Origin of the sequence: Siccibacter turicensis LMG 23730 (assembly GCF_000463155.2) — a bacterium.
Classification (GTDB): Bacteria; Pseudomonadota; Gammaproteobacteria; order Enterobacterales; family Enterobacteriaceae; genus Siccibacter; species Siccibacter turicensis.
Map to the genome: position 1 here is coordinate 108688 of NZ_AWFZ01000042.1, position 25167 is coordinate 133854.

Sequence of the window (25167 nt, forward strand, 5' to 3'; positions counted from 1 at the left end):
TGACGGTGAGAGACGCCGTGAGTGTTAGGCACCGAATCTAAAACCCATTATTTGAAGGAAATAAAATCATGGCAGTTATCAATACTAACCTGTTGTCCCTGACTACTCAGAACAACCTGAACAAATCTCAGTCTGCACTGGGTACTGCAATCGAGCGTCTGTCCTCTGGTCTGCGCATCAACAGCGCGAAAGATGACGCTGCTGGCCAGGCTATCGCCAACCGTATGACTGCCCAGGTTAAAGGCCTGACTCAGGCTGCACGTAACGCTAACGACGGTATCTCTGTTGCTCAGACTACTGAAGGCGCACTGAACGAAATCAACACCAACTTACAGCGTATCCGTGAGCTGACTGTTCAGGCGAACAACGGCACCAACTCCGGTGACGACCTGGTTTCCATCAACAACGAAGTTGTTGACCGTATCAAAGAAATCAACCGTGTTGCTGCTCAGACCAGCTTCAACGGCGTGAAAGTACTGGCTACCGCTCAGACCCTGAACATCCAGGTTGGCGCGAACGACGACGAAACCATCGGCATCTCCCTGAAGAAAATCGATTCTACCACTCTGTTCAGCACCGCTGGCCTGACTGGTATTTCTGAAGCTTCTACCGGTGCTTCTGCTAACGGCATCCTGGCTACCTACACTGCTGCTACCGGTACTACTGCTACCGTTGCAACTGTTAACACCAAGCTGCTGGGCGAAATCGACAAAGCAATCTCTGACGTTGACTCCCTGCGTTCAAGCCTGGGTGCCAGCCAGAACCGTTTCGAGTCTACTGTTAACAACCTGAACAGCACCGTTAACAACCTGACCGCTGCGAAGAGCCGTATCGAAGACGCCGACTACGCGACCGAAGTGTCCAACATGAGCCGCGCGCAGATCCTGCAGCAGGCTGGTACTTCTGTACTGTCCCAGGCTAACCAGGTTCCGCAGACCGTACTGTCCCTGCTGCGTTAATATCGCATCAGCAATCACAGTAATTAGCATAAAAAATAGCGGGTATTATACCCGTTATTTTTTTTTGCGTTTTTTATACTGGGTCGATATCTGCCTGGCGTTTCAGAAGATCGTTTCTGAGGAGTCTGGTCTTTAACCTGGAATAAAGCGCGCACATGAAAAAGTCACTCGCTAAATCTGCCCCACACGCACAGAAAGCGGCCGATCCCGCCGTTAATAAAAAGATTCATCTCGCACTCGACTGGCTTTCTACCCAACCCGAAAATACCCTCGCGCTGGTTGACGAGCTGCTGGCAAAAGACGCCGGTAACCCGCTGCTGTGGGTGATTGCCACCAAAGCTAATCAGCGGCTCGGGCAGTTTTTCCAGGCTGACGAATGCGTGGATAAAGCGCTGAAAATCGCCCCGGACTATATCGAAGCCATTTACGCGAAATCCGACCTGCTTTATCGCAGCGATCGCCTGCCAGAAGCAGAGGTGTACCTTACCGAGGCGGTAACCCGTATCGGTAAAAACGATTCTCGCCCGCTGCGTTCGCTGTATGCCACGGTGCTGCAAAAACAGAAAAAATATGAGCAGGCCCAGGCTATCTACAAAGAGCTGACCGACGAGGCGCCGGACAACTGGCTGTTCTGGAACAACCTTGGCATGGTCGGACAGGATCTCAGCCAGTTCGCGGCAATGGATGCCGCCTACGTAAAAAGCTGCGCAGTAAGCAAAGATAACCCCACGCCGTACTTCAACCGCATCGTCGGTGCGCACTACGATCCGGCGCGCAGCGCGGAAGACATTCTGGCGATGTGCAAAGAGTGGCAGCAGGCGTTTAAGCCGAAACGCGTGGCGCGCGCGGTGGCGAAGAACAAGACCGCCGATAAACGCCTGCGCATCGGGCTGATTTCCGACGGGCTGCGCTCGCACCCGGTAGGGCAGATGATCACCATGGGCCTCGGCAATATTCCCGAGTCGCAGATCGAGTTCTACGCCTACAGCACCAACTATAAAGAAGATCACCTGACCCACCGCATCAAGCGCATGTGCGCCAAGTGGATGGTCATTGAGCATATTTCGCCGTTCGAACTGGATAAAATTATCCGCGACGACGAGATTGATATCCTTTTCGATCTCAGCGGCTATAACGCCAACAGCCGCATGCAGACCCTGCAGCTGGCGCCGGCACCGGTGCAGATTAAGTGGGTGGGCGGGCTCATCAGCAGTACCGGCCTTGAGACCATGGACTATCTTCTCAGCGATCGGGTGGAAACCCCGGAAGGGAGCGATGCACTCTATACCGAAAAGCTGATCCGCATGCCGGACGACTACATCTGCTACGATCCGCCGTTCTATCTGCCGGCGGTGAATGAGAATCCGGTCAAAACCAACGGCTATATCACCTTTGGCTGCTTCAACAACGCCTCAAAAATCAACGATCCACTGCTGGCTCAGTGGGCGACGCTGCTGCACAGCGTGCCGGATTCGCGTCTGTTCCTGAAAAGCTTCAACTTCGATAACGACTCGCTGACAGAGCACGTGCTGAGCACCCTGGAAAGCCTGGGTATTGCCCGCGAGCGCGTGCGTATTGAAGGCGCGTCGCCGCACCAGGCGCTGCTGGCCAGCTACCACGATGTTGATATCGCCCTCGACCCCTGGCCGTACTCCGGCGGGTTGACCACCTGCGAAGCAATGGCGATGGGCGTGCCGGTAGTGACCCTGCCTGGCCCGACCTTTGCCGGGCGTCACTCTGCGTCGCACCTGGTGAACGCCGGCCTGCAGGAGCTGGTGGCCAGCGACTGGCAGAACTATATCGACATCACCGTCGGGCTGACGCACGACCTGGAGAGCCTGGCGATTATCCGCAGCAACCTGCGCGATATTCTGCTGTCCTCCCCGGTCTGTGACGGCCAGCGCTTCGCGAAACACTTCTCCGAGGCGATGCGCGCCGTGTGGCAGCGCTACTGCGAGGGCAAAGCACCCGCCGCGCTGACGCTCAGCAACGACCACGCGCCACAGTTTGACGGTGAAGCAGCGCCGATGACCCTGGCGATGCCGGCGGGCAGTGCGGTGCAGGCCACCAAAGCGGAAAGCAGCGATTTCGAGTTCAAAACCGGCGGCAAGATTTTCATGATGGACTACGGTGGCAACTTCGCGACCGGTGACAAGTTCATCACTCTGTCCGGGCTGGAGGCGTTCTGGTTCATCCTCATGGATACCGTAGGCGCCGTGCAGGATGACCATCTGCCGCTGCGTAAGAAAGCTATCCAGCATATCAAGCTGCACGCCCTCGGCGACGGCGAGATGCAGCCGGTCTACATCTGTCTTGATAATGCCCAGAGCTCAAACCTGAAGCCGCTGAACGGTACCGGGGCGCAGATCATCACCGAAGTGCAGGCCCAGAGCTCGCGCCTCGATGAGATCCATGGCCTCGATACGCTGGAGTGGTTCGTGCTGGACAACCGGTTCGATCTGCGCGCAGTGCTGGCCCACGGTCAGCGCATTCTCTCTGGCTGCCTGGCCCTGGAAGTGCGCGTGAGCTTTGACGACACCCACGAAAACCAGATGTCCTTCGAGGAGATTAAGCGGGCGCTCAGCGGGTTCGGGCTGGCGTTCCATGCGTTCACCCATACCGAGCAGGGTGAACCGCTGACCAGCGCGCAGTACGGTGAGCTGGCGTCGTCAAAAGCGGTGGCGGCAACCGCGCTGTTTATTCCCGCGGCGCAGCGTCTCCCTGAGCTCGACGATCAGCAGCGCGAGCGACTGGCGTTTATCATGCATGCCGCTTACGGCCTGAAAGACGTGGCCTACAGCGTGTTTAAAGCGGGTTCCGTGGAACGCGCCGACGACTACCTGGGCAGCATGCAGGGGCAGGCGAGCACCACTTCCGCAGAGCCGGCGAACAAAGCGATCATCCCGGAGATGCCGCGCATGTCGCTGCGTGAAACCGAGCTGTTTGAGCGCCATCTGAAAAAAGCGGTGAAGTACTTCGAGTTCGGCAGCGGCGGCTCGACCAAGCTTGCCACGCGCAATAACGTCGAAGTGTACGGCGTGGAGAGCGATAAGTTCTGGGTCGACACGCTGCACAAAGAGGCAGGCCCGCTGTGTAAAGTGGAGTATGTGGATATCGGGCCGACCAAAGCCTGGGGCTACCCGGTGGATAATACCCACCAGGAGAAGTTCACCGACTACAGCGAAGCCATCATGCGCTATGACACCGCCTTTGACTTTATTCTGGTCGATGGCCGTTTCCGCGTGGCCTGTACGCTGAATGCCATTAAGCACACCCTTGCCCGACAGGAAAATATCGCCGACACGCTTATTTATATTCATGATTTCTGGGATCGTGCCGATTATCATGTTGTGCTGGAGTTTCTGGATACCGAACACGTCGCCGAAAGCGCGGGGCTGTTCCGGTTGAAGGCCAATATTAATCCGGCGCTGCTCGATAAAGTGCTCGAAAAATATAAGTACGTCGCGGTCTGATATTGCCTGCGGGTCATCAGACCCGCCGGTTAAAATAGCGCGCGGCAGCGACCCGGTTCGTTTCCGCGCGCGGTAAGGCAGTGATTACTGCGTGCCCGTTTCGCTATCTGACGCTTTTTTAACGAAATTTAGCTTAACATCCAAAATAACCCCCTCTTTTACCCACTATTCATCCAATTAAAAGCCCTCCAGAAACGGATAATCAAGCCGATAACTCAACTAACGCAGGGCTGTTTATCGTGAATTCACTGTATACCGCTGAAGGTGTAATGGATAAACACTCGCTGTGGCAGCGTTATGTACCACTGGTGCGTCACGAAGCATTGCGCCTACAGGTGCGATTGCCGGCGAGCGTGGAACTGGACGATCTGCTACAGGCGGGCGGCATCGGGTTATTGAATGCAGTTGAACGCTACGATGCTCTGCAAGGAACGGCATTTACGACTTACGCAGTACAGCGTATTCGTGGAGCGATGCTGGACGAGTTGCGCAGCCGCGATTGGGTGCCGCGCAGCGTCCGACGTAACGCCCGCGAAGTGGCCATGGCGCTAAGCCAACTGGAGCAGGAACTGGGTCGCAACGCCTCGGAAACCGAAGTGGCGCAGCGCTTAGGGATCGCTATCGAAGAGTATCGCCAGATGTTGCTCGACACGAACAACAGTCAGCTTTTCTCGTATGACGAGTGGCGCGAAGAGCACGGCGATAGCATCGAACTGGTAACGGACGAGCATCAACAAGAAAACCCGCTGCAACAATTGCTGGAAAGCAATTTACGCCAGCGCGTGATGGATGCCATTGAGGCACTGCCGGAGCGCGAACAGCTGGTGTTGACGCTCTACTATCAGGAAGAGCTCAATCTCAAAGAGATTGGGGCTGTTCTGGAAGTAGGGGAGTCGAGGGTCAGTCAGTTGCACAGCCAGGCCATTAAACGGCTTCGTACCAAGCTGGGTAAGTTATAGGGAGGCGAGCTTTTCTCGCCGCCTGAAGAATGCCGCACATCGCATTGACAACCAGGAGTTATCATGACTGTGCTGCAACAAAAAAGACGGCCGCTAAGCCGCTACCTGAAGGACTTTAAGCACACGCAAACCCATTGCGCACACTGCCATAAGCTGCTCGATCGCATTACGCTGGTACACCGCGGGGCGATCGTCAACAAACTGGCGATTGCCCAGCTCGACACCCTGATCGACGAAGCCACCTGGCAACTCGAACAGAAGGAGTGGGTCGCGCTGTGCCGTTTCTGTGGCGATCTGCACTGCAAAGAGCAGAGCGACTACTTTGATATTATCGGCTTCAAACAGTATCTCTTCGAACAAACCGAGATGAGCCACGGCACCATCCGCGAATACGTGGTGCGCCTGCGCCGCCTCGGTAATCACCTTGGCGAACACAATATTCCCCTGTCGCAGCTGAAGGGCGGCCTGCTTGATGAGCGGCTGGAACCCTGGCTTCCGCTGACCAGCACCAACAACTACCGTATTGCCCTGCGCAAATACGCGCAGTTTATTCAGCAGCAAACCCTGGCCGTAGTGCACAAAGACGAGCACAAAGCGACTTCTGATATATATTAAAAAAGCATAAGTTGTAGCGCAGCGGTTTTTGCCATCTGGCATTAACTCATTACACTACAATCAAAATTTTACTATTCGGGGTAATTATGAAGCTAGCAAAACTGGGTCGCCAGGCGCTGATGGGCGTGATGGCGGTGGCGCTGGTCGCCGGAGTTAGTGTTAATGCCATGGCGCAAGAGAACCTGCTCAATAAAGTGAAAGAGCGCGGAACGCTGTTGGTGGGGCTGGAAGGCACCTATCCGCCGTTTAGTTTTCAGGGTGATGATGGCAAGCTGACCGGCTTCGAAGTGGAGTTTGCCGAGGCGCTGGCCCAGCATCTTGGCGTAAAAGCCGCGCTGAAGCCGACCAAGTGGGACGGCATGCTGGCGTCGCTTGACTCTAAGCGTATCGACGTGGTGATAAACCAGGTCACCATCTCCGACGAGCGTAAGAAAAAGTATGACTTCTCCACCCCGTATACCGTGTCCGGTATTCAGGCGCTGGTGAAGAAAGAGAACGCTAACACCATCAAGACCGCTGCCGACCTGAAAGGCAAGAAAGTCGGTGTCGGCCTCGGCACCAACTATGAAGAGTGGCTGCGCGCCAACGTGCAGGGCGTGGACATCCGTACCTATGACGATGATCCGACCAAATACCAGGATCTGCGCGTAGGCCGTATCGACGCCATCCTCGTTGACCGTCTGGCGGCGCTGGATCTGGTGAACAAAACCAAAGACACCCTGGCCGCAGCGGGCAAGCCGTTCTCCCGTCAGGAAGCCGGTGTTGCGGTACGCAAAGACAACGAAGACCTGCTGAAAGCGATTGATGCTGCCATTGCCGAGATGCAGAAAGACGGTACGCTGAGCAAAATTTCTGAGAAGTGGTTCGGGGCCGACGTCACGAAGTAAGCGACGCCCTGACAAAAAAAGGTGCTGATATCAGCGCCTTTTTTTATTTCCCGGCGCGGAAACCCTGCACGCGTCGTGCATAATGACATCATTGCGTAACGTAAACCCGGAGGCTGCATGTCCCTGCACAATCTGACCCGCTTCGCGCGTCTCGAACTCATTGGCGCGCCGACGCCGCTGGAATACCTGCCGCGCCTCTCCGATCATCTGGGTCGCGACATCTTCATCAAACGCGACGATGTGACGCCGCTGGCGATGGGCGGCAACAAGCTGCGCAAGCTGGAGTTCCTCGCCGCCCAGGCGTTGCAGGAAGGGGCGGACACCCTGATTACCGCCGGCGCCATTCAGTCCAACCACGTACGCCAGACCGCGGCGGTGGCCGCGAAGCTGGGCTTGCAGTGTATTGCGCTGCTGGAAAACCCTATCGGTACCCGCGCGGAAAACTATCTCACCAACGGCAACCGTCTGCTGCTTGACCTGTTTGATGCCCGCATTGAGATGTGCGACGCCCTCGACAATCCGGACTCGCAGCTTCAGGCACTGGCAACCCGCGTCGAAGCCCAGGGCTTTCGTCCGTATGTGATCCCGGTAGGGGGCTCAAACGCGCTGGGGGCGATGGGCTACGTGGAGAGCGCGCTGGAGATTGCCCAGCAGTGCGAGGGCGCTGTGGCGCTCTCGTCGGTGGTGGTGGCCTCCGGCAGCGCCGGAACCCACGCCGGGCTGGCGGTTGGTCTTGAGCAGCTGATGCCTGACGTGGAGCTAATTGGCGTCACGGTATCGCGCAGCGTTGCCGCCCAGCAGCCGAAAGTGGTGGCGCTTCAGCAGGCGGTAGCCCGCGAGCTGGAGGTGACGGCCCATGCGGACATTGTGCTGTGGGATGAGTACTACACGCCGGGCTACGGCGTGCCGAATGACGAAGGCATGGAGGCGGTGAAGCTGCTGGCGCGGCTGGAAGGCATTCTGCTCGACCCGGTTTACACCGGCAAGGCCATGGCCGGGCTTATCGACGGCATCAGCCAGAAGCGCTTCAGGGATGAGGGCCCAATTCTGTTTGTTCATACCGGCGGGGCGCCTGCGCTGTTCGCCTATCATCCCCATGTCTGACGCTAGCTGAGTGAAAATCCGATAATGCAAGAAAGTATCCAACTGGTGCTCGATTCGGCACCTTACTTACTCAAAGGGGCAGTCTTCACCCTGCAACTCAGTATCGGCGGGATGTTCTTCGGGCTGATACTGGGGTTCCTGCTGGCCCTGATGCGCATGTCGCCGCTGCTGCCGGTGCGCTGGCTGGCGCGTTTCTATATCTCGATTTTCCGCGGCACGCCGCTTATCGCCCAGCTGTTCATGATCTACTACGGGCTACCGCAGTTTGGCATAGAGCTGGACCCCATCCCCTCGGCGATGATTGGCCTGTCGCTCAACACGGCAGCCTACGCGGCCGAAACCCTGCGTGCGGCAATCTCCTCCATCGACAAAGGGCAGTGGGAAGCCGCAGCCAGTATCGGTATGACGCCCTGGCAGACCCTGCGACGCGCCATTCTGCCCCAGGCAGCCCGCGTGGCGCTGCCGCCGCTCAGCAACAGCTTTATCAGCCTGGTGAAGGACACCTCGCTTGCCGCCACCATTCAGGTACCGGAGCTGTTCCGTCAGGCGCAGCTAATCACCTCCCGTACCCTGGAGGTGTTCACCATGTATCTGGCGGCGTCGCTGATTTACTGGGTGATGGCGACGGTGCTCTCCGCGCTGCAAAACTATTTCGAAAACCAGCTTAACCGGCAGGAGCGCGATCCCAAATGAGTGCGATTGAAGTTAAACAGCTGCTAAAAAAATTCCACGGCCAGCCGGTGCTGCACGGTATCGACCTGGAGGTAGAGCAGGGCGAAGTGGTGGCGATCATTGGCCCCAGCGGCTCCGGGAAAACCACGCTGCTGCGCAGCATCAACCTGCTTGAGCAGCCCGACGGCGGCACGGTGCGCGTCGGCGATATCACCATCGATGCCGCCCGCTCGTTCAGCCAGCAAAAAGCGCAGATCCGCGAGCTGCGCCAGCACGTGGGCTTTGTGTTCCAGAGCTTTAACCTGTTCCCACACCGCACCGTGCTGGAAAATATTATCGAAGGGCCGGTTATCGTGAAGGGCGAGAGCAAGGAAGAGGCCAGCGCGCTGGCGCGGGAGCTGCTGGCGAAGGTGGGGCTGAGCGGCAGAGAAACCAGCTACCCGAAGCGCCTGTCTGGCGGTCAGCAGCAGCGTGTGGCCATCGCCCGCGCGCTGGCGATGCGGCCGGATGTGATCCTGTTTGATGAGCCGACCTCCGCCCTTGACCCGGAACTGGTAGGAGAAGTGCTCAACGCCATTCGTCAGCTCGCCCAGGAGCGGCGCACCATGGTGATTGTCACCCATGAGATGAGCTTTGCCCGAGACGTTGCCGACCGCGCCATCTTCATGGACGAGGGGCGCATCGTTGAGCAGGGGCCGGCGAAGGCGCTGTTTGCCAATCCGCAGCATCCACGCACCCGGCAGTTCCTCGAGAAATTCCTGATGCAGTAATGGCAACTTCCGCTGCCACGCCGGCAGCGGAAAAATTTTCATGTTGGTTGAATTCCCTTTCAGGCCGCGGAATACGGGCAACGCGCATATTGTTCTCAAGAATTCAGGCAGAGCGCCGATAGTTATTAATTAATTAGCCGCATGAATGTGGTATTTTGATATATCAACAATACAAATAAAAACCAACCCGGAGAATTACCACAAACAATGAGGGATAGTGATTTCTTTAGCTGGCGGCGGGAGATGCTGACCAGGTTTCAACATATTCAGGATAGCAGTGAAATATACGCGGTATTACTCCAGCAAACGCAGCAGCTGGAATTTGACTTCTACTCGTTCTGTATTCGCCATCCTGTTCCTTTTACGCGCCCCAAAATAAGCGTCGAAACGACCTACCCAACTGTGTGGTGGCAGCACTATCTCTCTGAGAACTATTTCCGCCTCGACCCGGTATTAAAACCGCGTAATTACGAGCGGGGGCATGTGGTATGGGACGCCCAGCTGTTTACGCCGGAGACCCTGACATTCTGGGATGCCGCGCGGGATCACGGGCTGCGTCAGGGCTTTACCCAGTGCGTAATAAGCCCGGAGCGCGTCACATCATTTCTGTCGGTCTCTCGTACCAGTACGCGAGGACGTATTCCCGACGCCGACGAGCTGTCAATGCGGCTTCAACTGTTGGGCGAATTAAGTATGTTTACCCTGCTGCGACTGGGGGATCCGTCGGTACTGCCGCTGGAAATGAAATTAAGCAAGCGCGAGCTTGAAATATTGCAGTGGACGGCGGAAGGGAAGACCTCGGCGGAAATAGCCATGATCCTGTCCATTTCGGAAAATACGGTTAATTTCCATCAGAAGAATATGCAGAAGAAATTCAACGCGCCGAATAAAACGCAGATTGCCTGCTACGCGGCGGCGACGGGGATTATCTGAGAAACAATAACGTGGGAAATAATCCCGGCCAGGCGGTATTTTTTCTGGCCGGGAAAAGATTACTGGCGGTAGGCCTGTTTAATCTGCTGAACGGTATTGGCAAATACCGCCGCCTGAGAGGCATCTTCCATCTCGGCAATCTGGCGCTCAAGCTTAACGATCACGCGTCCGGCGTCCGCCTGGCCCATGGCCTGCAGCATCAGGGTCAGCAGGGTTTTGAGACAGGCGACTTCAACGGCCAGGTTCTGGTTATTTTCCGCAGTGAAAAAGTCGGGAGTGCTCATTTATAATTCCTCTCAGTCAGGTGTGCTGCGCGTTGCTTGCGCGCAGGGTGAAATCTATGGCGGCGGAGTATAACACAGCCCAGGGTAAATCAATTAACGGGCCGCTGGTTTTACATCAAGCGCGCAACGCGATGGCTCAACGCCGCAAAAAGATACCCGGCACGCTTTTTCGGTGACGGCTCAAAATATCTGTATCTAAAAAGTTTAAAAGGCGTTAAATAATGGTTTGACTTACGGAACGGTGGCGGCAGTTGTGCGTCACAGCGTGGCCGGTTGTTAAGCCAGAACAATAAACGAGCGGGTTACGCCGGACCTCCTGTAGCGCTAAGCGATTGTTTCTATTCGATGTAAAATCCGATTTCCAAAAATAGAGACAAAAACCAGCGCTGTAGATTTTAAAATTAGCCTGAAACCCGCTAATATGTGGCGAATTAAATATCAGCCGCGTTATCCCTTTTTTGAGGAGATTGTTCCTTTGATCAACGTTCTTCTTGTTGATGACCACGAACTGGTGCGCGCAGGGATACGACGCATTCTTGAAGATATAAAAGGCATAAAAGTGATCGGAGAAGCCTGCTGCGGTGAAGACGCCGTAAAATGGTGCAGAGCCAATCCGGTTGACGTTGTACTCATGGACATGAACATGCCCGGCATCGGTGGTCTTGAGGCCACGCGTAAAATCGCCCGCTCATCTTCGGACATCAAAGTCATTATGTTAACCATCCATACGGAAAACCCGCTTCCTGCGAAGGTGATGCAGGCAGGGGCCGCTGGCTACCTCAGCAAAGGTGCCGCACCGCAGGATGTGGTTAACGCCATCCGCTGCGTGCATTCCGGGCAGCGCTACATCGCTTCCGACATCGCTCAGCAGATGGCGCTCAGTCAAATTGAGCCGGAAAAGACACAATCGCCGTTTGCCAGTTTGTCTGAACGCGAATTGCAGATTATGCTCATGATAACCAAGGGCCAGAAGGTCAACGAGATCTCTGAGCAGCTTAATCTGAGTCCGAAAACGGTAAACAGCTATCGCTACCGGATGTTCAGCAAACTAAACATACACGGCGATGTGGAACTGACGCACCTCGCAATTCGACATGGCCTGTGTAGTGCGGAGACGTTAACAAGTCAGTGAGTGAAGTTTTCAATTCCAAAGGGTTTTTACAAACCGTCACCAGCCAGCCAGGCGTCTACAGAATGTATGACGCCGCTGGCACGGTCATCTATGTCGGTAAGGCCAAGGATCTTAAGAAGCGCCTGACCAGCTATTTTCGGTCTAACCTCGCCAGCCGCAAAACCGAAGCGCTGGTGGCGCAGATTGCACAGATCGACGTCACCGTTACGCACACCGAAACCGAAGCCCTGCTGCTTGAGCACAACTACATTAAGCTCTATCAGCCACGCTATAACGTGTTGCTGCGCGATGATAAGTCCTACCCCTACATTTTCCTGAGCGCCGATGCGCATCCGCGTCTGGCGACGCACCGTGGTGCCAAGCACGCCAAAGGCGAATACTTCGGGCCGTTCCCCAACGGCTACGCGGTCCGTGAAACCCTGGCGCTGCTGCAAAAAATCTTCCCCATACGCCAGTGCGAAAACAGCGTCTATCGCAACCGCTCGCGGCCCTGTCTGCAATACCAGATTGGCCGCTGCCTCGGGCCCTGCGTGGAAGGGCTGGTGAGCGAAGAGGACTATGCCCAGCAGGTTGAATACGTGCGGCTGTTCCTCGCGGGCAAAGATGACCAGGTGCTGACCCAGCTCGTGACGCGCATGGAGAAGGCGAGCCAGCAGCTTGAGTTTGAAGAGGCCGGACGCATCCGGGATCAGATCCAGGCGGTGCGACGCGTTACCGAGAAACAGTTCGTCTCCAACACCGGCGACGATCTGGACGTTATCGGCGTTGCGTTCGATGCCGGGATGGCGTGCGTGCACGTGCTGTTTATCCGCCAGGGGAAAGTGCTCGGCAGCCGCAGCTACTTCCCGAAAGTGCCGGGCGGTACCGATCTTACCGAAGTGGTGGAGACTTTCGTCGGTCAGTTCTATCTTCAGGGCAGCCAGATGCGCACGCTCCCCGGCGAGATCCTGCTCGACTTTACGCTCTCCGACCAGACCATCCTTGCCGATTCCCTCTCGGAGCTGGCGGGGCGGCGGATTCACGTCCAGACCCGTCCGCGCGGCGACAGGGCGCGTTACCTGAAGCTGGCGCGCACGAACGCGGCGACGGCGCTGGTGACGCGGCTCTCCCAGCAGTCTACCGTACACCAGCGTCTCGCGGCGCTGGCGCAGGAGCTTGAGCTGCCGGCCGTGAAGCGCATGGAGTGTTTCGATATCAGTCACACCATGGGTGAACAAACCGTAGCCTCCTGCGTGGTGTTTGATGCAAACGGACCGGTAAGAGCCGAATATCGGCGCTATAATATTACCGGCATTACCCCAGGCGATGACTACGCCGCCATGAACCAGGTACTGCGCCGTCGTTACGGGAAAGAGATTGAGGAGAGCAAAATCCCCGATGTCATCCTGATTGATGGCGGTAAAGGGCAGCTGGCGCAGGCGAAAACGGTGTTCGCTGAACTCGACGTCGCCTGGGATAAACAGCATCCGCTGCTGCTGGGCGTAGCCAAAGGCAGCGACCGTAAGGCCGGGCTGGAGACGCTGTTCTTCGAGCCGCAAGGTGAGGGCTTTCACCTGCCGCCGGACTCCCCGGCGCTGCACGTGATCCAGCACATTCGCGACGAATCGCACGACCACGCCATTGCCGGGCACCGTAAGAAACGTGCCAAAGTGAAAAACACCAGCTCGCTGGAAACCATCGAGGGTGTGGGGCCGAAACGACGCCAGATGCTGTTAAAATATATGGGCGGATTACAACCGCTTAAGAACGCCACGGTGGAAGAGATTGCGAAAGTTCCGGGCATCTCACATGCCCTTGCAGAAAAGATCTTCTATTCGTTGAAACATTAGGGCCTATGTAGCAACATACTGGGCAAATTTTATCGATCACAGACAGTTACCAGCACTATGCAATTTAATATCCCAACGCTGCTTACGATCTTTCGTGTAGTTATGATTCCGTTTTTTGTGCTGGCATTTTACCTGCCGTTCGTCTGGGCACCGTTCGTGTGTGCCTTTATTTTCTGTCTCGCGGCCATTACCGACTGGTTTGATGGTTATCTCGCCCGCCGCTGGAACCAGAGCACGCGCTTTGGCGCGTTTCTCGACCCGGTGGCCGATAAAGTGATGGTTGCGATTGCCATGGTGCTGGTGGCCGAGCACTACCACAGCTGGTGGGTGACGCTGCCTGCCGCCACCATGATTGCCCGTGAGATTATCATTTCCGCGCTGCGCGAGTGGATGGCCGAACTCGGCAAGCGCAGTAGCGTGGCGGTCTCGTGGATTGGTAAAGTGAAGACGACTGCGCAGATGCTGGCGCTGATTGGTATGCTGTGGCGTCCTAACGACATCATCGAGTACGCCGGTATCGCGCTGTTCTTCGTCGCCGCCGTGCTGACGCTCTGGTCTATGCTGCAGTATCTCAATGCGGCGCGTGGGGACTTGCTCGATCAATGATCACATCGCCGTAAAATTCAGCAAACGAGCGAGGGCGGTGAAAAATATCGTTGACTCACTGCGGCAGGTAAGTAGAATGCAACGCATCGAACGGCAGCACAGTTTGCGGTAAGATAGCAAAATCAAACAATTAACAAACAGTTTGATAATGCGGGAATAGCTCAGTTGGTAGAGCACGACCTTGCCAAGGTCGGGGTCGCGAGTTCGAGTCTCGTTTCCCGCTCCAAATTCAGATATCAGCTCAGGCTGGTATCGCCTCGAAAGGCAAAAGTATTCGGCGCGTTAACAAAGCGGTTATGTAGCGGATTGCAAATCCGCCTAGTCCGGTTCGACTCCGGAACGCGCCTCCACTTTTCTTCCCGAGCCCGGATGGTGGAATCGGTAGACACAAGGGATTTAAAATCCCTCGGCGTTCGCGCTGTGTGGGTTCAAGTCCCACTCCGGGCACCATGGGAAAAGTACAGAATAATCAAAGCAATAAGCAGTGTCGTGCAAACCACCTTCGGGTGGTTTTTTAATGCAAAAACCCCGTTTTCCTAACATCTTTCCTGACATGATCCTGTTTTACCCTTCCACCCCGTGAAAATTTTTAGGGTTTTTACATCCCACTATTTCTCAATTTTCCTCAAATCACGCCGTTCTAACATCGTCACGGCCAGGAAATGAAACGCAGGACGCCAGAACGTCGCGTCACGCTGCGACACCCTGACGCCCTGAAAAACTCACTCCGACTTCATCGCCGTATCACCTTCTATTTTTCTCAGTTCACCCTGTTGATTACTGAACACCGTGCAGTTCCGGTTGACATTTTTACCGTAATAAAGCGCGGCGTCCGCCCGGGCCAGGGCGCTGCGTAGCGTGTCCTGCTGATAGATCTGGGTGACGCCCAGCGTGGCGGTCACCGGCAGAGATTTCCCGTCAATCTGAAAACAGCTGTCGGCAAACGTGTTCCTGATACGCTCTGCGGCCTGCGTCGCGGCGGTATCCGAATCGGCGCAATACAGCACGATAAACTCCTCCCCACCGTAGCGACAGACAAAATCGCATGACCGTATCGCGCGTTCGAGCCGCTGTGCGAAGGTGCTCAGCACGGCATCGCCGAACAGATGGCCAAAAGTGTCATTGACCTGCTTAAACCGAACGATATCCATCAGCATCAGATAACGCTTTGCGTGGCGGCTATCCGAACGGACATGCTCAAAGGCCTCGTAGAGCGTGCGCCGCATCGGCAGGCCGGTGAGCAGGTCATAGCTGGAGCGCCGGGCGAGCAGGTAATTTCGATAGTTCCTCATGGAGTGTGTAAAGCCCAGCACGGCACCCTCGAACGCCTCAAACTCCTGCGTCGCGTCGGACGCGGTATGAAGTGCGGCGACGAGCTCTCCGCAGCGGACATGCATCTCCCGGTGGCTCGCCTGAATATCCAGCAGATAGCGCTGGTCGGTGCGATTCCGGGCGAGCATTGGGGTAAGCCAGTGGTTTACTCGGCAGTGCGTGTACGCATCGGGGCGGGTGAGGTCATCGGTGTTGAGGCGGGGGTTTGCAGCGAGACGAACGATTTTTATCAGCCAGCTGAAGTGGGCGTCATTAGCGCGGTTGAGGTCCTCCAACAGCGCGTCAATTTCCTTGTACTTTCTGTTCATGGCCTTGTCTGACCAGTTAAAACGGGAGCTAAACCATACCGGGCGAAATTTAGAGTTTTGTCAGCGGCAGGTAAAAAAATCACAGGCCATGAGAAGGCGTAGAGGCAGGGCGGTGTGAGTATAAAAAAACCGGCCCGCAGGCCGGCGTGTTATCCGGGCTGGCCAAGCACCCCGCTGCTAATCAGCCCCTGGATCAGCACAATCCCCACTCCGCAGGCAAAGATGACTATCAGCATCGGTCGGCCACCCGCCACCTGCCAGGCAGCGCTTGGGTGACGTTTACGGCTCTGCCACACCAGCATGGACGGCAGCATCAGGGCCAGGACGGCCAGCGCGACGCCCGCATAGCCCAGCGCCATCACAAACCCCTGCGTATAGAACAGAGCGAACACCAGCGGCGGCAGGAAGGTGAGGATACCGGTTTGCAAGCGGCCGCTGAGATTGTCCTTGCGTCCAGCCAGATCGCTCAGGTAATCGAAAAGCCCCAGTGTCACCCCGAGAAACGAGGTGGCCAGCGCGACATCGGCAAACAGATGCACCGCCAGTTCCACGTGCGGCGTGGCCACCACGTCCCGTACCGCCTGCAGCAGGCCGTTCAGGCCGCTGTGGCTGGCAATCAGCCCGACGAAGGTGTCGGCGGGGATCGCCCCCAGCGTGGCAAGCTGCCAGAAGATATAAGCCAGCAGCGGAATGGCGCTGCCGGTAATGAAGATAGCGCGCAGTTTTTTCACATCGCCATTCATGTAGCTGACGATGCTCGGCACGCTGCCGTGAAAACCAAACGAGGTGAAGATAACCGGAATAGCAGAGAGCGCCAGGCCTTTTTCCACCGGCATCGTCAGCAGGTTGGCGCTGTGAATGTGCGGCATCATCAGCGCCAGCATAACGATCAGCAGGATGATTTTGGCGCTGAACAGAATGCGGTTGAAGAAATCGACGCTGTGGGTGCCGACGCAGACGATGCCGCCGCCCACCAGGGTGAACAGCAGTACGCCGGCGGAGGAGGGCAGCTCCAGCCCCAGCCCGCTGCGCAGGCTGGCCGAGAGCAGCTCACCGGCGCCGCTGATATAGGCCGCCGTGAGGGCGTACATCAGAAACAGCATACTCATTCCCGCGAGCCACTGACCCGGTCGCCCCAGATAACGGCGCGACAGCGTGGCAAGCCCCATATCCGCCGGTTCGTGCTGGTAGACCTCCACCAGCAGCAGCGCGGTGTAGCACATTACCGCCCACAGCCCGATGAGCAGCAGAAGCATCACCCCAAAGCCTACCCCCGCCGCGGCAAGCGGCATTGCCAGCATGCCCGCCCCAATCGTGGTCCCTGCGACGATAAAAATACTCCCCAACGTTCTGTTCTTCACGCTTTCCTCTGGATTCGAGCCGGTCAGTAAACATTTCTGCGGCGCAGGGTAAGGCAAAAAACGCATTCCGTCAAACATCAGGTACAGAGGTGTACATTATTGTTTACAATGACGATGCGCTTTCAGGGCGATCGCTACGAAGCCGTAAAAACGCGATGCCACCGGACGGCTGCTGGCACCGGCTTCATAAGGAAAAGTAGAGAGCGATAACGGTGTGCAGACGAACGCCGGGAAGATAAAGAAGGCTCAACCAGCGCGAATCTGTGTGGACTGGCGGCAGTATTTACAGAAGTGATTCACGGCGTCGTGCTCAGCCGGGGTAACGTGGGAAGCAGGGGTGATAGCGAGCAGTTCACACCCGCACCGCCGGGGCAGTGCGGGGTGGCATAGAGGCGCTTACGGCTGGGCGTCGAGGGTCGCCAGCTCTTTGTCGATAAAGTACAGCGCTTCGCCGCTTTTACCGACCAGGCTCAGCTTATCGAGCACGGACTTGAACAGCTTCTCTTCTTCGTGCTGCTCGGCCACATACCACTGCAGGAAGTTAAAGGTCGGGTAGTCCTGAGAGACCATCGCGGCGTGGGCCAGCTCGTTAATCTTACCGGTGATCAGCTGCTCGTGTTCATAGGTTGCGGTGAACAGCGCGTCCAGCGAGGCATATTCCGCAAAGGGAGACGGAATCGCATTGATACGCGGCAGGCTGCCGGTGTCGGTCAGGTAATCGAACAGGCGCTGCATGTGCGTCATCTCTTCCTGAGCGTGGCGGCGTAAAAAGGCCGCGGCGCCTTCAAAGCTGTGGTAGCTGCACCAGGCGCTCATTTGCTGATAAAGCAGAGATGAGAATAATTCCAGATTCATCTGCGCATTTAATTTTTCGATCATGTCTGCTTTAAGCATTATTACTCCGAAGTCGTGTCGATGTTTCGCGCCACTATAAGTTGTCGAATTTATATTTGCAAAAGGTTAAATAAAATAATTTATTATTAATAATGCGAATGGAAATAACTCGTATTGCGGCTAATTAAATAAACGAGTTGAATAACAGTGATTCGTATTTAATTAGCCGCGCAGACCGTCACAGAACGCTTTCGGGTGCAGGATGAAGAAGGCGACTGCCCGACAGCCGGAAGACGTCAACCATCTCCACCGGCTGGCTGAACAGAAAGCCCTGCATGTAGTGGATGCCGCAGCGGCGCAGCAGCTGGGCCTGCTCCTCGCTCTCTACGCCTTCGGCAATGATGCGGAAATTAAGCGAGTGCGACATGTTCATTACCGCTTCGACGATGGCCAGTCCTTTATCCTCGATTTTATGAATAAAGCTGCGGTCAATTTTCACAAAGTCGATATTTAAATTCTGGATAACCGACAGACTGGAGTAGCCGGTGCCGAAGTCGTCAATGGATATTTTAATTCCCTGACGCTGGAGCCAGAGTATTTTGTCGGTGAGATCGCTCTGCCCGGAGTGGAACAGCGATTCCGTCACCTCAATATGCAGCCGGGCAGGATTAATATGGTAGGTCTCAAGCAGGCGGTTTACCTTCGCCAGGAACTGCTGATCCTGAAACTGAATAACCGAGACGTTCACCGAAATCGCCGTCTCCTCGGCCGGCAGGTGCGCCAGCGTTTTGCACGCCTCTTCCAGCACCCAATAGCCGATGTTGACAATCTGCCCGCTGCGTTCGGCGATAGGAATAAACACCGAGGGGTCGATAATCTGGGTGCCGCGCTTCCAGCGCAGCAACGCCTCGAAGCTGCGGATCTCACGGGTTCGGGAATCGACAATAGGCTGGAACACCAGCCGCAGCTCGTGGCGGGCAAGGGCGTTATTCAACGCCTCTTGAAGCAGCACTTTGCTGCGCAGGTTCTCTTCAAGCTGGTGGTTATAAAACAGCACGCGCTCCGGCTGCTTGCCCTTCTGGGCGTACATCGCAATATCAGCGATCTGAATCAGCCTGGTCAGGTTGGTGCTGTGTTCCGGGCAGATGGCGATGCCGATGGTGGCGCTGAGGGTAATCTCCTGCTCACGCAGATAGAACGGCTGGTTGAAGCTCTTCACCATCTGGGCCGCGAGGTTACGCAGCGCGGCGTGATCGGTTTGCGGCGTGCAGTAGATAAACTCATCCCCGCCCCAGCGGCAGATCAGCGTCCCGCTGTCCTGGAAGGCCGCCAGCCGGTTGCTGAAGGAGAGCAGCACCCGATCGCCAACGTCGTGGCCGAGCGCATCGTTGATCGATTTAAAACCGTCAAGATCGATAAAAAACAGGCTGAAACCCGGGATCTCGCCGCGCTTGTAGCGATAGACCATGTCATCGGCTTCGTTCTGAAACGCCACGCGGTTCGACAGGCCGGTAAGCGCATCTTTATAGGAGATTTCATAGATTTTTTGCGTGCGCTCGCGGATGGTGTCCTCCATCCGATCCACCAGCCGCTGATTTTTGTACTTAAGCGCGATGGCCTGCCGGATGTATTTTGCCGAGCGAATCGCGGAGAAAATCATGGTGGCGGTGAAGAACAGCCCGAGAAAACCGATGCTGCGCTTATAGTCGAGCGGTGAGTCGAGCAGCATCAGCGACCACGGCATCAGCACGATAAGCGTATAGTACGACGCCAGCATCACGCTTCCTGAGAGCACGTTGGCCGCACCGCCTACCATGGCCGAGAGGATCACCACGGTGGAGGTGAACTCTTCGAGGGTAAAAAAGCGTTCAAACAGGCAGAAATAGCTGCTCCACAAGGCGGCTGTGATCAAACAACCGCACGAGAAGCGCAGGTGAAATGCCTGCACGCGTCGGTGCTTTTCACGGCAGCGTCGCCATGACCAGGAGTCCACCAGACGGAGCGCCAGCACGGCGCAGAGGACACCCCACCACATCAGCTTCCAGGTACGATGACCGTTATCAATAAAGGTGAACGTCAGCGTGGTGGCGGCAATAAACGTAATAATGATGCCGGGAATGGCATTGTTATACAGAAGCTTAATGCTCTCGCTTCGGTAAAGCTGCTGTCGCTCGCGTTTCTCGCTCATAGATTTCACAGTTACACCGCGTTTACGCCATGAAAGGCTGAATACGTTCCCTCAGGTCCGCAGGGGAGTTAACCCTGCCGGTCAGCCGCTGGCTGGCGGATGACTCGCGTCCGCCACAGGCCGCGAACCCGCAATCAATACCAGGGCGCGGCAGCCGTGGTGGTGTTAATGGCGATACCGCGGCACTGATACTCCAGCACCACGCTCTTCGCCAGGCACTGCGTACCGCTGACCACGCTGCAAGTGGTAATCGGATTGCCATAGGCCAGCGCGGTGGCGAAACCCCACTGCTGACACTGGCGCGTTGCGGTTGAGTTAGCCGAATAGCTGTCGACTTTACCTTTTTGCAGCGGCGCCAGGTTATAGCCAAGGCGCACCGTCCCGGTCGTCTGATTGGCATCAACGATGGTTGGCGTTTTGGTAATAGTGCAACCGCTCAGCAGAAGTAGCAGAGCAGGGGCCAGAAATTTCAACATGATATGACTCGCAGCTTTCTCAGGTCTTAGCATCATGCCAGAGCGTTTGACAATCAATCCGCGGAATAACAACGAATTTTTATCTTTTATGCCTCCGGGATGGAACAAATGTTAAGTGCAGCTAAAATTAGTGCGCCTTGTATTAAGTTTTACTTAATGAGGCCGAAAACAGACTTAAGGCACAATTTCTTAGCGTCACTCAACCTGACGCGGAAAGAACGGAGGCGGTGCAAAAAAACGCATGCAGGGACGCAAAGTAAACACCAGGAAACCATATGAACTTTATTCGCAATATCAAAATCCGCGTCATGGTGGTAGTGATACTGGCTCTGTCTACGCTTGCCTGGCTTGGCGTATCAGGGTTGACGTTAGGATTTTTGCACCATCTCGAACAGTCTGGCGCGCTAAATGCGGACCAGCAAGCGTGGGTGGATTCGCTACAAACGATGCTCATCGGCTCGGTCTTCGCCAGCGTTGCAATTACCGTCCTTACCGAACGCTACCTCTATTTCTGTCTGGTAAAACCGGTAAACGTAATACGCGAACATATGCAGGTGCTGGCGAAGGGCAATCTGCAAACCTCACTGCCCGATTTGGGGCGTAACTGTGTGGGCCTGATTGTGCCACACATACAGCAGATGCAGGAGAACTGGGCGCGCGCCGTGGTCGGGATCCGTTCCAGCGCACGTGCCCTGCATCAAAACGCTGGCGAACTGGCCGGGGTGAACAATGACCTCTCCAGCCGCGCCGGGCAGCAGGCCGCCGCGCTGGAAGAGACCAGCGCCAGTATGGAGCAGCTTGGCAGCGCGGTGCAGCGCAATGCGGAAAGCACCAGCCATGCCAGCACCCTGGCGCACAACGCCACGCGCATTGCTGAAACGGGCGGCGAGTCGGTACGCCGGGTGATGAATACCATGGATCTCATCTCCAACAGCTCGCGTCGGATCGTCGACATCACGACCACCATCAACAGTATCGCGTTCCAGACCAATATTCTGGCGCTGAATGCGGCGGTTGAAGCGGCGCGTGCCGGTGAGCAGGGACGTGGATTCGCAGTCGTGGCAAGCGAAGTTCGCAGCCTGGCGAGCCGTAGCGCTCAGGCCGCCAAAGAGATTGAAGTCCTGCTTGATGAGTCGGTGAACAATGTGGCCACCGGTTCGGATCAGGTTAAAAAAGCGGGGGAAGCAATGGACAACATCCTTCATGCAATAGGCCAGGTAAACGACATTATGCAAGAGATTGCCAATGCGACAGGTGAACAAAGTGACGGAATTAATCAGGTGGGGGTGGCTGTGAGAGAACTCGATACGGTAACGCAGGCGAACGTAGCGCTGGTGCAAAAATCAGTAAGTTCAGCCGAAGATCTGGCGCGTCAGGCCACCCGCCTGACGGAGATTGTCTCGGTATTCCGCGCCGCCGATGTGCTGGTGCCGGCGTTTGAAGCGGCGGTGGCCCTGACCCCGGCGTATGCGGTTGACGCCTGACATACAGCGGTACTGACCGCGTAATACCCAATCCTGCCGCTGGCCTGCTCAGCGGCGGGATTTTTTTTGCCCGTTGGCCGACCGGGTGAAAACTGTGAGCCCATCTCAACTTTTTAAAACTGCTTTTTACTAAATTTGAAAGAACGTTTGCTAAGTAGTAAGGTTGATCCACAGTACGTTATCCACCTCGGGGAAACCCGCACGCTATGTCGGAGAGAGACAGATGAAAATTGCACTGATGATGGAAAACAGCCAGGCCGCTAAAAACGCCATCATTTTCAACGAACTGAAAGCCGTCGCCGATGAAAAAGAGTTCCCGGTGTTCAACGTGGGGATGAAAGACGAGCAGGATCACCACCTGACTTACATTCACCTGGGCATCATGGCCAGCATTCTGCTCAACTCCCGCGCGGTAGATTTCGTGGTTGCCGGGTGCGGTACCGGGCAGGGTGCGCTGATGTCGCTGAACATCCACCCCGGCGTAAACTGTGGCTACTGCATCGACCCGGCGGATGCCTTCCTGTTCGCCCAGATTAACAACGGCAACGCATTGGCACTGCCGTTCGCGAAAGGTTTTGGTTGGGGTGCCGAGCTGAACGTGCGCTTCATCTTCGAAAAAGCCTTCACCGGCCGCAAAGGCGAAGGCTACCCGCCGGAGCGTAAAGAGCCGCAGGTCCGCAACGCCGGCATCCTGAACCAGGTGAAAGCCGCGGTGGTGAAAGACAACTATCTGGATACCCTGCGCGCCATCGATCCGGAACTGGTGAAAACCGCGGTATCGGGCGAGCGTTTCCAGCAGTGCTTCTTTGAAAATAACCAGGACAAAGAGATCGAAGCGTTCGTACGCGAAATTCTTGCCTGAGTAAGTGCTGTTCCTGAAAGGCCCGCCTCGTGCGGGCCTTTTGCATTTCAGACGCCAGGCCGGCGCGATACGCTCTGGCCCGCCGTCTGGCTCAGCCGCAGGGTATCAATCAGGCCTACCAGGCTTATCGCGGCGATAAACAGAAACGCGATGCGAAAGCTGATGCCGGGAATCTCCCCCAGCGCCAGCCAGCCGCTGAGCACCTCGCCGAGCCGAATGCCGAGGGTACCGAGCGTAATCCCCAGCCCGATGGCCAGCTGTGTCGCAGTGCTGAACAGCGTATTGGCATAGCTCATCTGCGCGGCCGGTACGTCGGCGAAGGCCAGGGTGCTGATGCCGGTAAACTGCACCGAGCGGAACACGCCGCCGAGCGCCAGTACCAGGAACACCATCCATACCGGGGTGCCGGGCGTCAGCCAGGCGCAGGCCGCCAGCGCGATCACGTTCAGAATGCCGTTCCCCACCAGCAGGCGTTTAAACCCCAGCCGTCGAATCAACGGCGTCGTGGCGGGTTTGATAACCAGATTGCCAACAAACACCGCCAGCACCAGCAGGCCGGAATGAAACGCATCCATCCCGAAACCCACCTGAAACAGCAGCGGCAGCAGAAAGGGCACGGCGCTTATCGAGCAGCGAAACAGCGACCCGCCGTACATCGTCACCCCGAAGGTCGGGATGCGCAGCGCGTCGAGCCGTATCATCGGCGCGGCGGCGCGCCGGAAATGGCGCAGCGCAAACAGGAAGGCCGCCACGCTGACCGCCAGCAGGATACAGAACACCGGCAGACTGAAGCCTGGCGCCCCCGGCATCTCCATGGCATAGACAAAGCAGACCATCGCCAGCGCGGTGGCGAGAAAGCCCGGCAGATCGAAAGGCCGCCGCGTTTCCTCGCGCACGTTGGGGATTACGCGCCACGCCAGCAGCATGGCAATGACCCCGAACGGCAGGTTAATGAAGAAGATCCAGCGCCAGTCGGCATAGCTGGTGATGAACCCGCCAAGCGGCGGGCCAATAATCGGGGCAATCAGCGCCGGCCAGGTCAGGGTCGCGATGGCGGTAATGAGATGCTCTTTGGGGGTGGTACGCAGCACCGCCAGGCGTCCGACGGGCACCATCAGCGCGCCGCCTGCGCCCTGAAGCACGCGCATCGCAACAAAGGTTTCCAGATTAGGTGCCAGGCCGCACAGCACCGAGGCGAGGGTAAAAATGGCCAGCGCCAGGGTAAACACCTGCCGGGCGCCGAACCGATCGGCGATCCAGCCGCTGGCCGGGATGAGCACGGCAAGGGTCAGCAGATAGGCGCTGATGCCGATGTTGAGATCGACGGCGTTCACCTGAAAGCTTGCCGCCATATCCGGCAGGGCGGTGGCAATCACGGTCCCGTCGAGAAACTCCATAAAAAACGCGCCGGCCACCAGCAGTGCGGCAGGAGATAAGCCACTACGCGCCGTTTCGGTACCCTGTTCAGACATAAAAGAAACGCCATTTTAAAAATATTTATGAAAAGTATAGCGCGCTAAGTGACGGAATAATAAGACATTTATTTAACAAATTGCCGTTATTTTTTAACCAATTTATGTGACTCGCATCACATAACGGTTGATTTTTGTGATGGGCGTCATATTATATGTCCATCGCAACACATTACCGAACACTGACACTGGAGTTATCATGAAACTGCGCAAAATCCTGAAAAGCATGTTTGAAAACTACTGCAACACCTTCAAAGACGTGCCGCCTGGCGCCATGTTCTGATAAAAAACCTGCTCCGGCAGGTTTTTTTATGGCTGCTGTTTGGTGACGCCAGCGCCCTCGGGTACTATTGGCGCTCGCTATAAAAGGAGAACAGCATGTCCCAGGTGTTAAGCGCCGATGAAGAAGTTATCTCTGACGTTGTTGCCTGTCAGTTAGTCATTAAGCAAATCCTCGATGTGATTGACGTAATCGCCCCGGTTGAAGTGCGCGAGAAAATGGCCAGCCAGCTGAAAACCATCGATTTTTCTGCCAGCCCGGCAGCCGACCCGGTGACCGTGCGCGCCGTTCAGAAAGCCATTGCGCTGATTGAACTGAAATTTACCCCGCAGAACGAAACGCACTAA

Annotated in this window: 23 protein-coding genes and 3 tRNA genes; 19 read left to right on the plus strand and 7 right to left on the minus strand. The window is 56.3% G+C overall.

Features of this window, described 5'->3' with window-relative positions; genetic code table 11:
• Positions 1–68 precede the first annotated feature (68 nt).
• The 9 genes from DW58_RS12520 to sdiA all read left to right on the plus strand — a co-directional run bounded on the left by DW58_RS12520 (position 69) and on the right by sdiA (position 10372).
• A complete protein-coding gene (locus DW58_RS12520) occupies positions 69–959 on the plus strand; it encodes a flagellin N-terminal helical domain-containing protein (RefSeq protein WP_024550594.1) in 891 nt (296 codons plus the stop codon).
• 155 nt (positions 960–1114) lie between these two features.
• A complete protein-coding gene (locus DW58_RS12525) occupies positions 1115–4432 on the plus strand; it encodes an O-linked N-acetylglucosamine transferase, SPINDLY family protein (protein WP_024550595.1) in 3318 nt (1105 codons plus the stop codon).
• Positions 4433–4671: 239 nt separating this feature from the next.
• Complete coding sequence (fliA, locus tag DW58_RS12530) at positions 4672–5391, plus strand: RNA polymerase sigma factor FliA (RefSeq protein ID WP_024550596.1); 720 nt, start codon at positions 4672–4674, stop codon at positions 5389–5391.
• Between the two features lie 63 nt (positions 5392–5454).
• Positions 5455–6006 (plus strand): flagella biosynthesis regulatory protein FliZ, encoded by a 552-nt coding sequence (gene fliZ / locus DW58_RS12535; protein WP_024550597.1) that lies wholly within the window; start codon positions 5455–5457, stop codon positions 6004–6006.
• Positions 6007–6092: 86 nt separating this feature from the next.
• The gene (tcyJ, locus tag DW58_RS12540) at positions 6093–6893 is read left to right on the plus strand and encodes a cystine ABC transporter substrate-binding protein (RefSeq protein ID WP_024550598.1); all 801 of its coding nucleotides are present in this window, start codon (positions 6093–6095) and stop codon (positions 6891–6893) included.
• A gap of 117 nt (positions 6894–7010) precedes the next feature.
• On the plus strand, positions 7011–7997 hold the full coding sequence (gene dcyD / locus DW58_RS12545) for a D-cysteine desulfhydrase (RefSeq protein WP_024562446.1): 987 nt from the start codon (positions 7011–7013) through the stop codon (positions 7995–7997).
• Between the two features lie 24 nt (positions 7998–8021).
• On the plus strand, positions 8022–8690 hold the full coding sequence (gene tcyL / locus DW58_RS12550; RefSeq protein ID WP_024549089.1) for a cystine ABC transporter permease: 669 nt from the start codon (positions 8022–8024) through the stop codon (positions 8688–8690).
• On the plus strand, positions 8687–9439 hold the full coding sequence (gene tcyN, locus DW58_RS12555) for an L-cystine ABC transporter ATP-binding protein TcyN (protein ID WP_024549088.1): 753 nt from the start codon (positions 8687–8689) through the stop codon (positions 9437–9439). The genes tcyL and tcyN overlap by 4 nt, the downstream gene beginning before the upstream one ends.
• 207 nt (positions 9440–9646) lie before the next feature.
• Entirely contained in the window at positions 9647–10372 is a 726-nt protein-coding gene (sdiA, locus tag DW58_RS12560) for a transcriptional regulator SdiA (RefSeq protein ID WP_024549087.1), read from the plus strand.
• A 59-nt stretch (positions 10373–10431) separates the two neighbouring features.
• Here sdiA and DW58_RS12565 read toward each other — a convergent pair whose 3' ends face one another.
• Positions 10432–10656: a DUF2594 family protein gene (locus tag DW58_RS12565; protein WP_024549086.1), complete on the minus strand. Its 225-nt coding sequence runs from the start codon at positions 10654–10656 to the stop codon at positions 10432–10434.
• A gap of 475 nt (positions 10657–11131) precedes the next feature.
• On the opposite strand from DW58_RS12565, the gene uvrY reads away from it, so the two are divergent.
• The 6 genes from uvrY (at position 11132) to DW58_RS12595 (ending at position 14673) form a co-directional block, all read left to right on the plus strand.
• Positions 11132–11788 (plus strand): UvrY/SirA/GacA family response regulator transcription factor, encoded by a 657-nt coding sequence (gene uvrY / locus DW58_RS12570; RefSeq protein ID WP_024549085.1) that lies wholly within the window; start codon positions 11132–11134, stop codon positions 11786–11788.
• Entirely contained in the window at positions 11785–13617 is a 1833-nt protein-coding gene (gene uvrC / locus DW58_RS12575) for an excinuclease ABC subunit UvrC (protein ID WP_024549084.1), read from the plus strand. Before uvrY ends, uvrC begins: the two co-directional genes overlap by 4 nt.
• Positions 13618–13674: 57 nt before the next feature.
• Positions 13675–14223 carry a CDP-diacylglycerol--glycerol-3-phosphate 3-phosphatidyltransferase gene (pgsA, locus tag DW58_RS12580; RefSeq protein WP_024549083.1) on the plus strand — a complete coding sequence of 183 codons (549 nt, stop codon included), beginning with the start codon at positions 13675–13677 and terminating at the stop codon, positions 14221–14223.
• A gap of 150 nt (positions 14224–14373) precedes the next feature.
• A tRNA-Gly gene (locus DW58_RS12585) sits at positions 14374–14449 on the plus strand.
• 50 nt (positions 14450–14499) lie between these two features.
• Positions 14500–14573 (plus strand) — tRNA-Cys (locus DW58_RS12590).
• Between the two features lie 13 nt (positions 14574–14586).
• Positions 14587–14673: transfer RNA gene (locus DW58_RS12595), tRNA-Leu, on the plus strand.
• A 272-nt stretch (positions 14674–14945) separates the two neighbouring features.
• Here the strand turns inward: DW58_RS12595 and DW58_RS12600 are convergent.
• The 5 genes from DW58_RS12600 to yecR all read right to left on the minus strand — a co-directional run bounded on the left by DW58_RS12600 (position 14946) and on the right by yecR (position 20722).
• Positions 14946–15863, minus strand: coding sequence for a diguanylate cyclase (locus tag DW58_RS12600; RefSeq protein ID WP_024549082.1), 918 nt, complete (start codon positions 15861–15863; stop codon positions 14946–14948).
• Between the two features lie 149 nt (positions 15864–16012).
• Entirely contained in the window at positions 16013–17224 is a 1212-nt protein-coding gene (gene tyrP / locus DW58_RS12605; protein WP_024549081.1) for a tyrosine transporter TyrP, read from the minus strand.
• Between the two features lie 396 nt (positions 17225–17620).
• Positions 17621–18118 (minus strand): non-heme ferritin, encoded by a 498-nt coding sequence (gene ftnA, locus DW58_RS12610; RefSeq protein WP_024549080.1) that lies wholly within the window; start codon positions 18116–18118, stop codon positions 17621–17623.
• A gap of 178 nt (positions 18119–18296) precedes the next feature.
• Positions 18297–20246 (minus strand): putative bifunctional diguanylate cyclase/phosphodiesterase, encoded by a 1950-nt coding sequence (locus tag DW58_RS12615; protein ID WP_024549079.1) that lies wholly within the window; start codon positions 20244–20246, stop codon positions 18297–18299.
• Between the two features lie 134 nt (positions 20247–20380).
• Positions 20381–20722: a YecR family lipoprotein gene (yecR, locus tag DW58_RS12620; protein ID WP_024549078.1), complete on the minus strand. Its 342-nt coding sequence runs from the start codon at positions 20720–20722 to the stop codon at positions 20381–20383.
• A 275-nt stretch (positions 20723–20997) separates the two neighbouring features.
• On the opposite strand from yecR, the gene DW58_RS12625 reads away from it, so the two are divergent.
• Positions 20998–22206: a methyl-accepting chemotaxis protein gene (locus DW58_RS12625; RefSeq protein ID WP_024549077.1), complete on the plus strand. Its 1209-nt coding sequence runs from the start codon at positions 20998–21000 to the stop codon at positions 22204–22206.
• 223 nt (positions 22207–22429) lie between these two features.
• Positions 22430–23068 carry an RpiB/LacA/LacB family sugar-phosphate isomerase gene (locus tag DW58_RS12630; RefSeq protein ID WP_024549076.1) on the plus strand — a complete coding sequence of 213 codons (639 nt, stop codon included), beginning with the start codon at positions 22430–22432 and terminating at the stop codon, positions 23066–23068.
• Between the two features lie 47 nt (positions 23069–23115).
• Here DW58_RS12630 and DW58_RS12635 read toward each other — a convergent pair whose 3' ends face one another.
• Positions 23116–24540 (minus strand): MFS transporter, encoded by a 1425-nt coding sequence (locus DW58_RS12635; protein ID WP_024549075.1) that lies wholly within the window; start codon positions 24538–24540, stop codon positions 23116–23118.
• A 199-nt stretch (positions 24541–24739) separates the two neighbouring features.
• On the opposite strand from DW58_RS12635, the gene azuC reads away from it, so the two are divergent.
• Both azuC and DW58_RS12640 read left to right on the plus strand, forming a co-directional pair.
• Positions 24740–24823 (plus strand): stress response protein AzuC, encoded by an 84-nt coding sequence (gene azuC, locus DW58_RS20975; protein ID WP_106876801.1) that lies wholly within the window; start codon positions 24740–24742, stop codon positions 24821–24823.
• Between the two features lie 95 nt (positions 24824–24918).
• Complete coding sequence (locus tag DW58_RS12640; protein WP_024549074.1) at positions 24919–25167, plus strand: DUF2766 family protein; 249 nt, start codon at positions 24919–24921, stop codon at positions 25165–25167.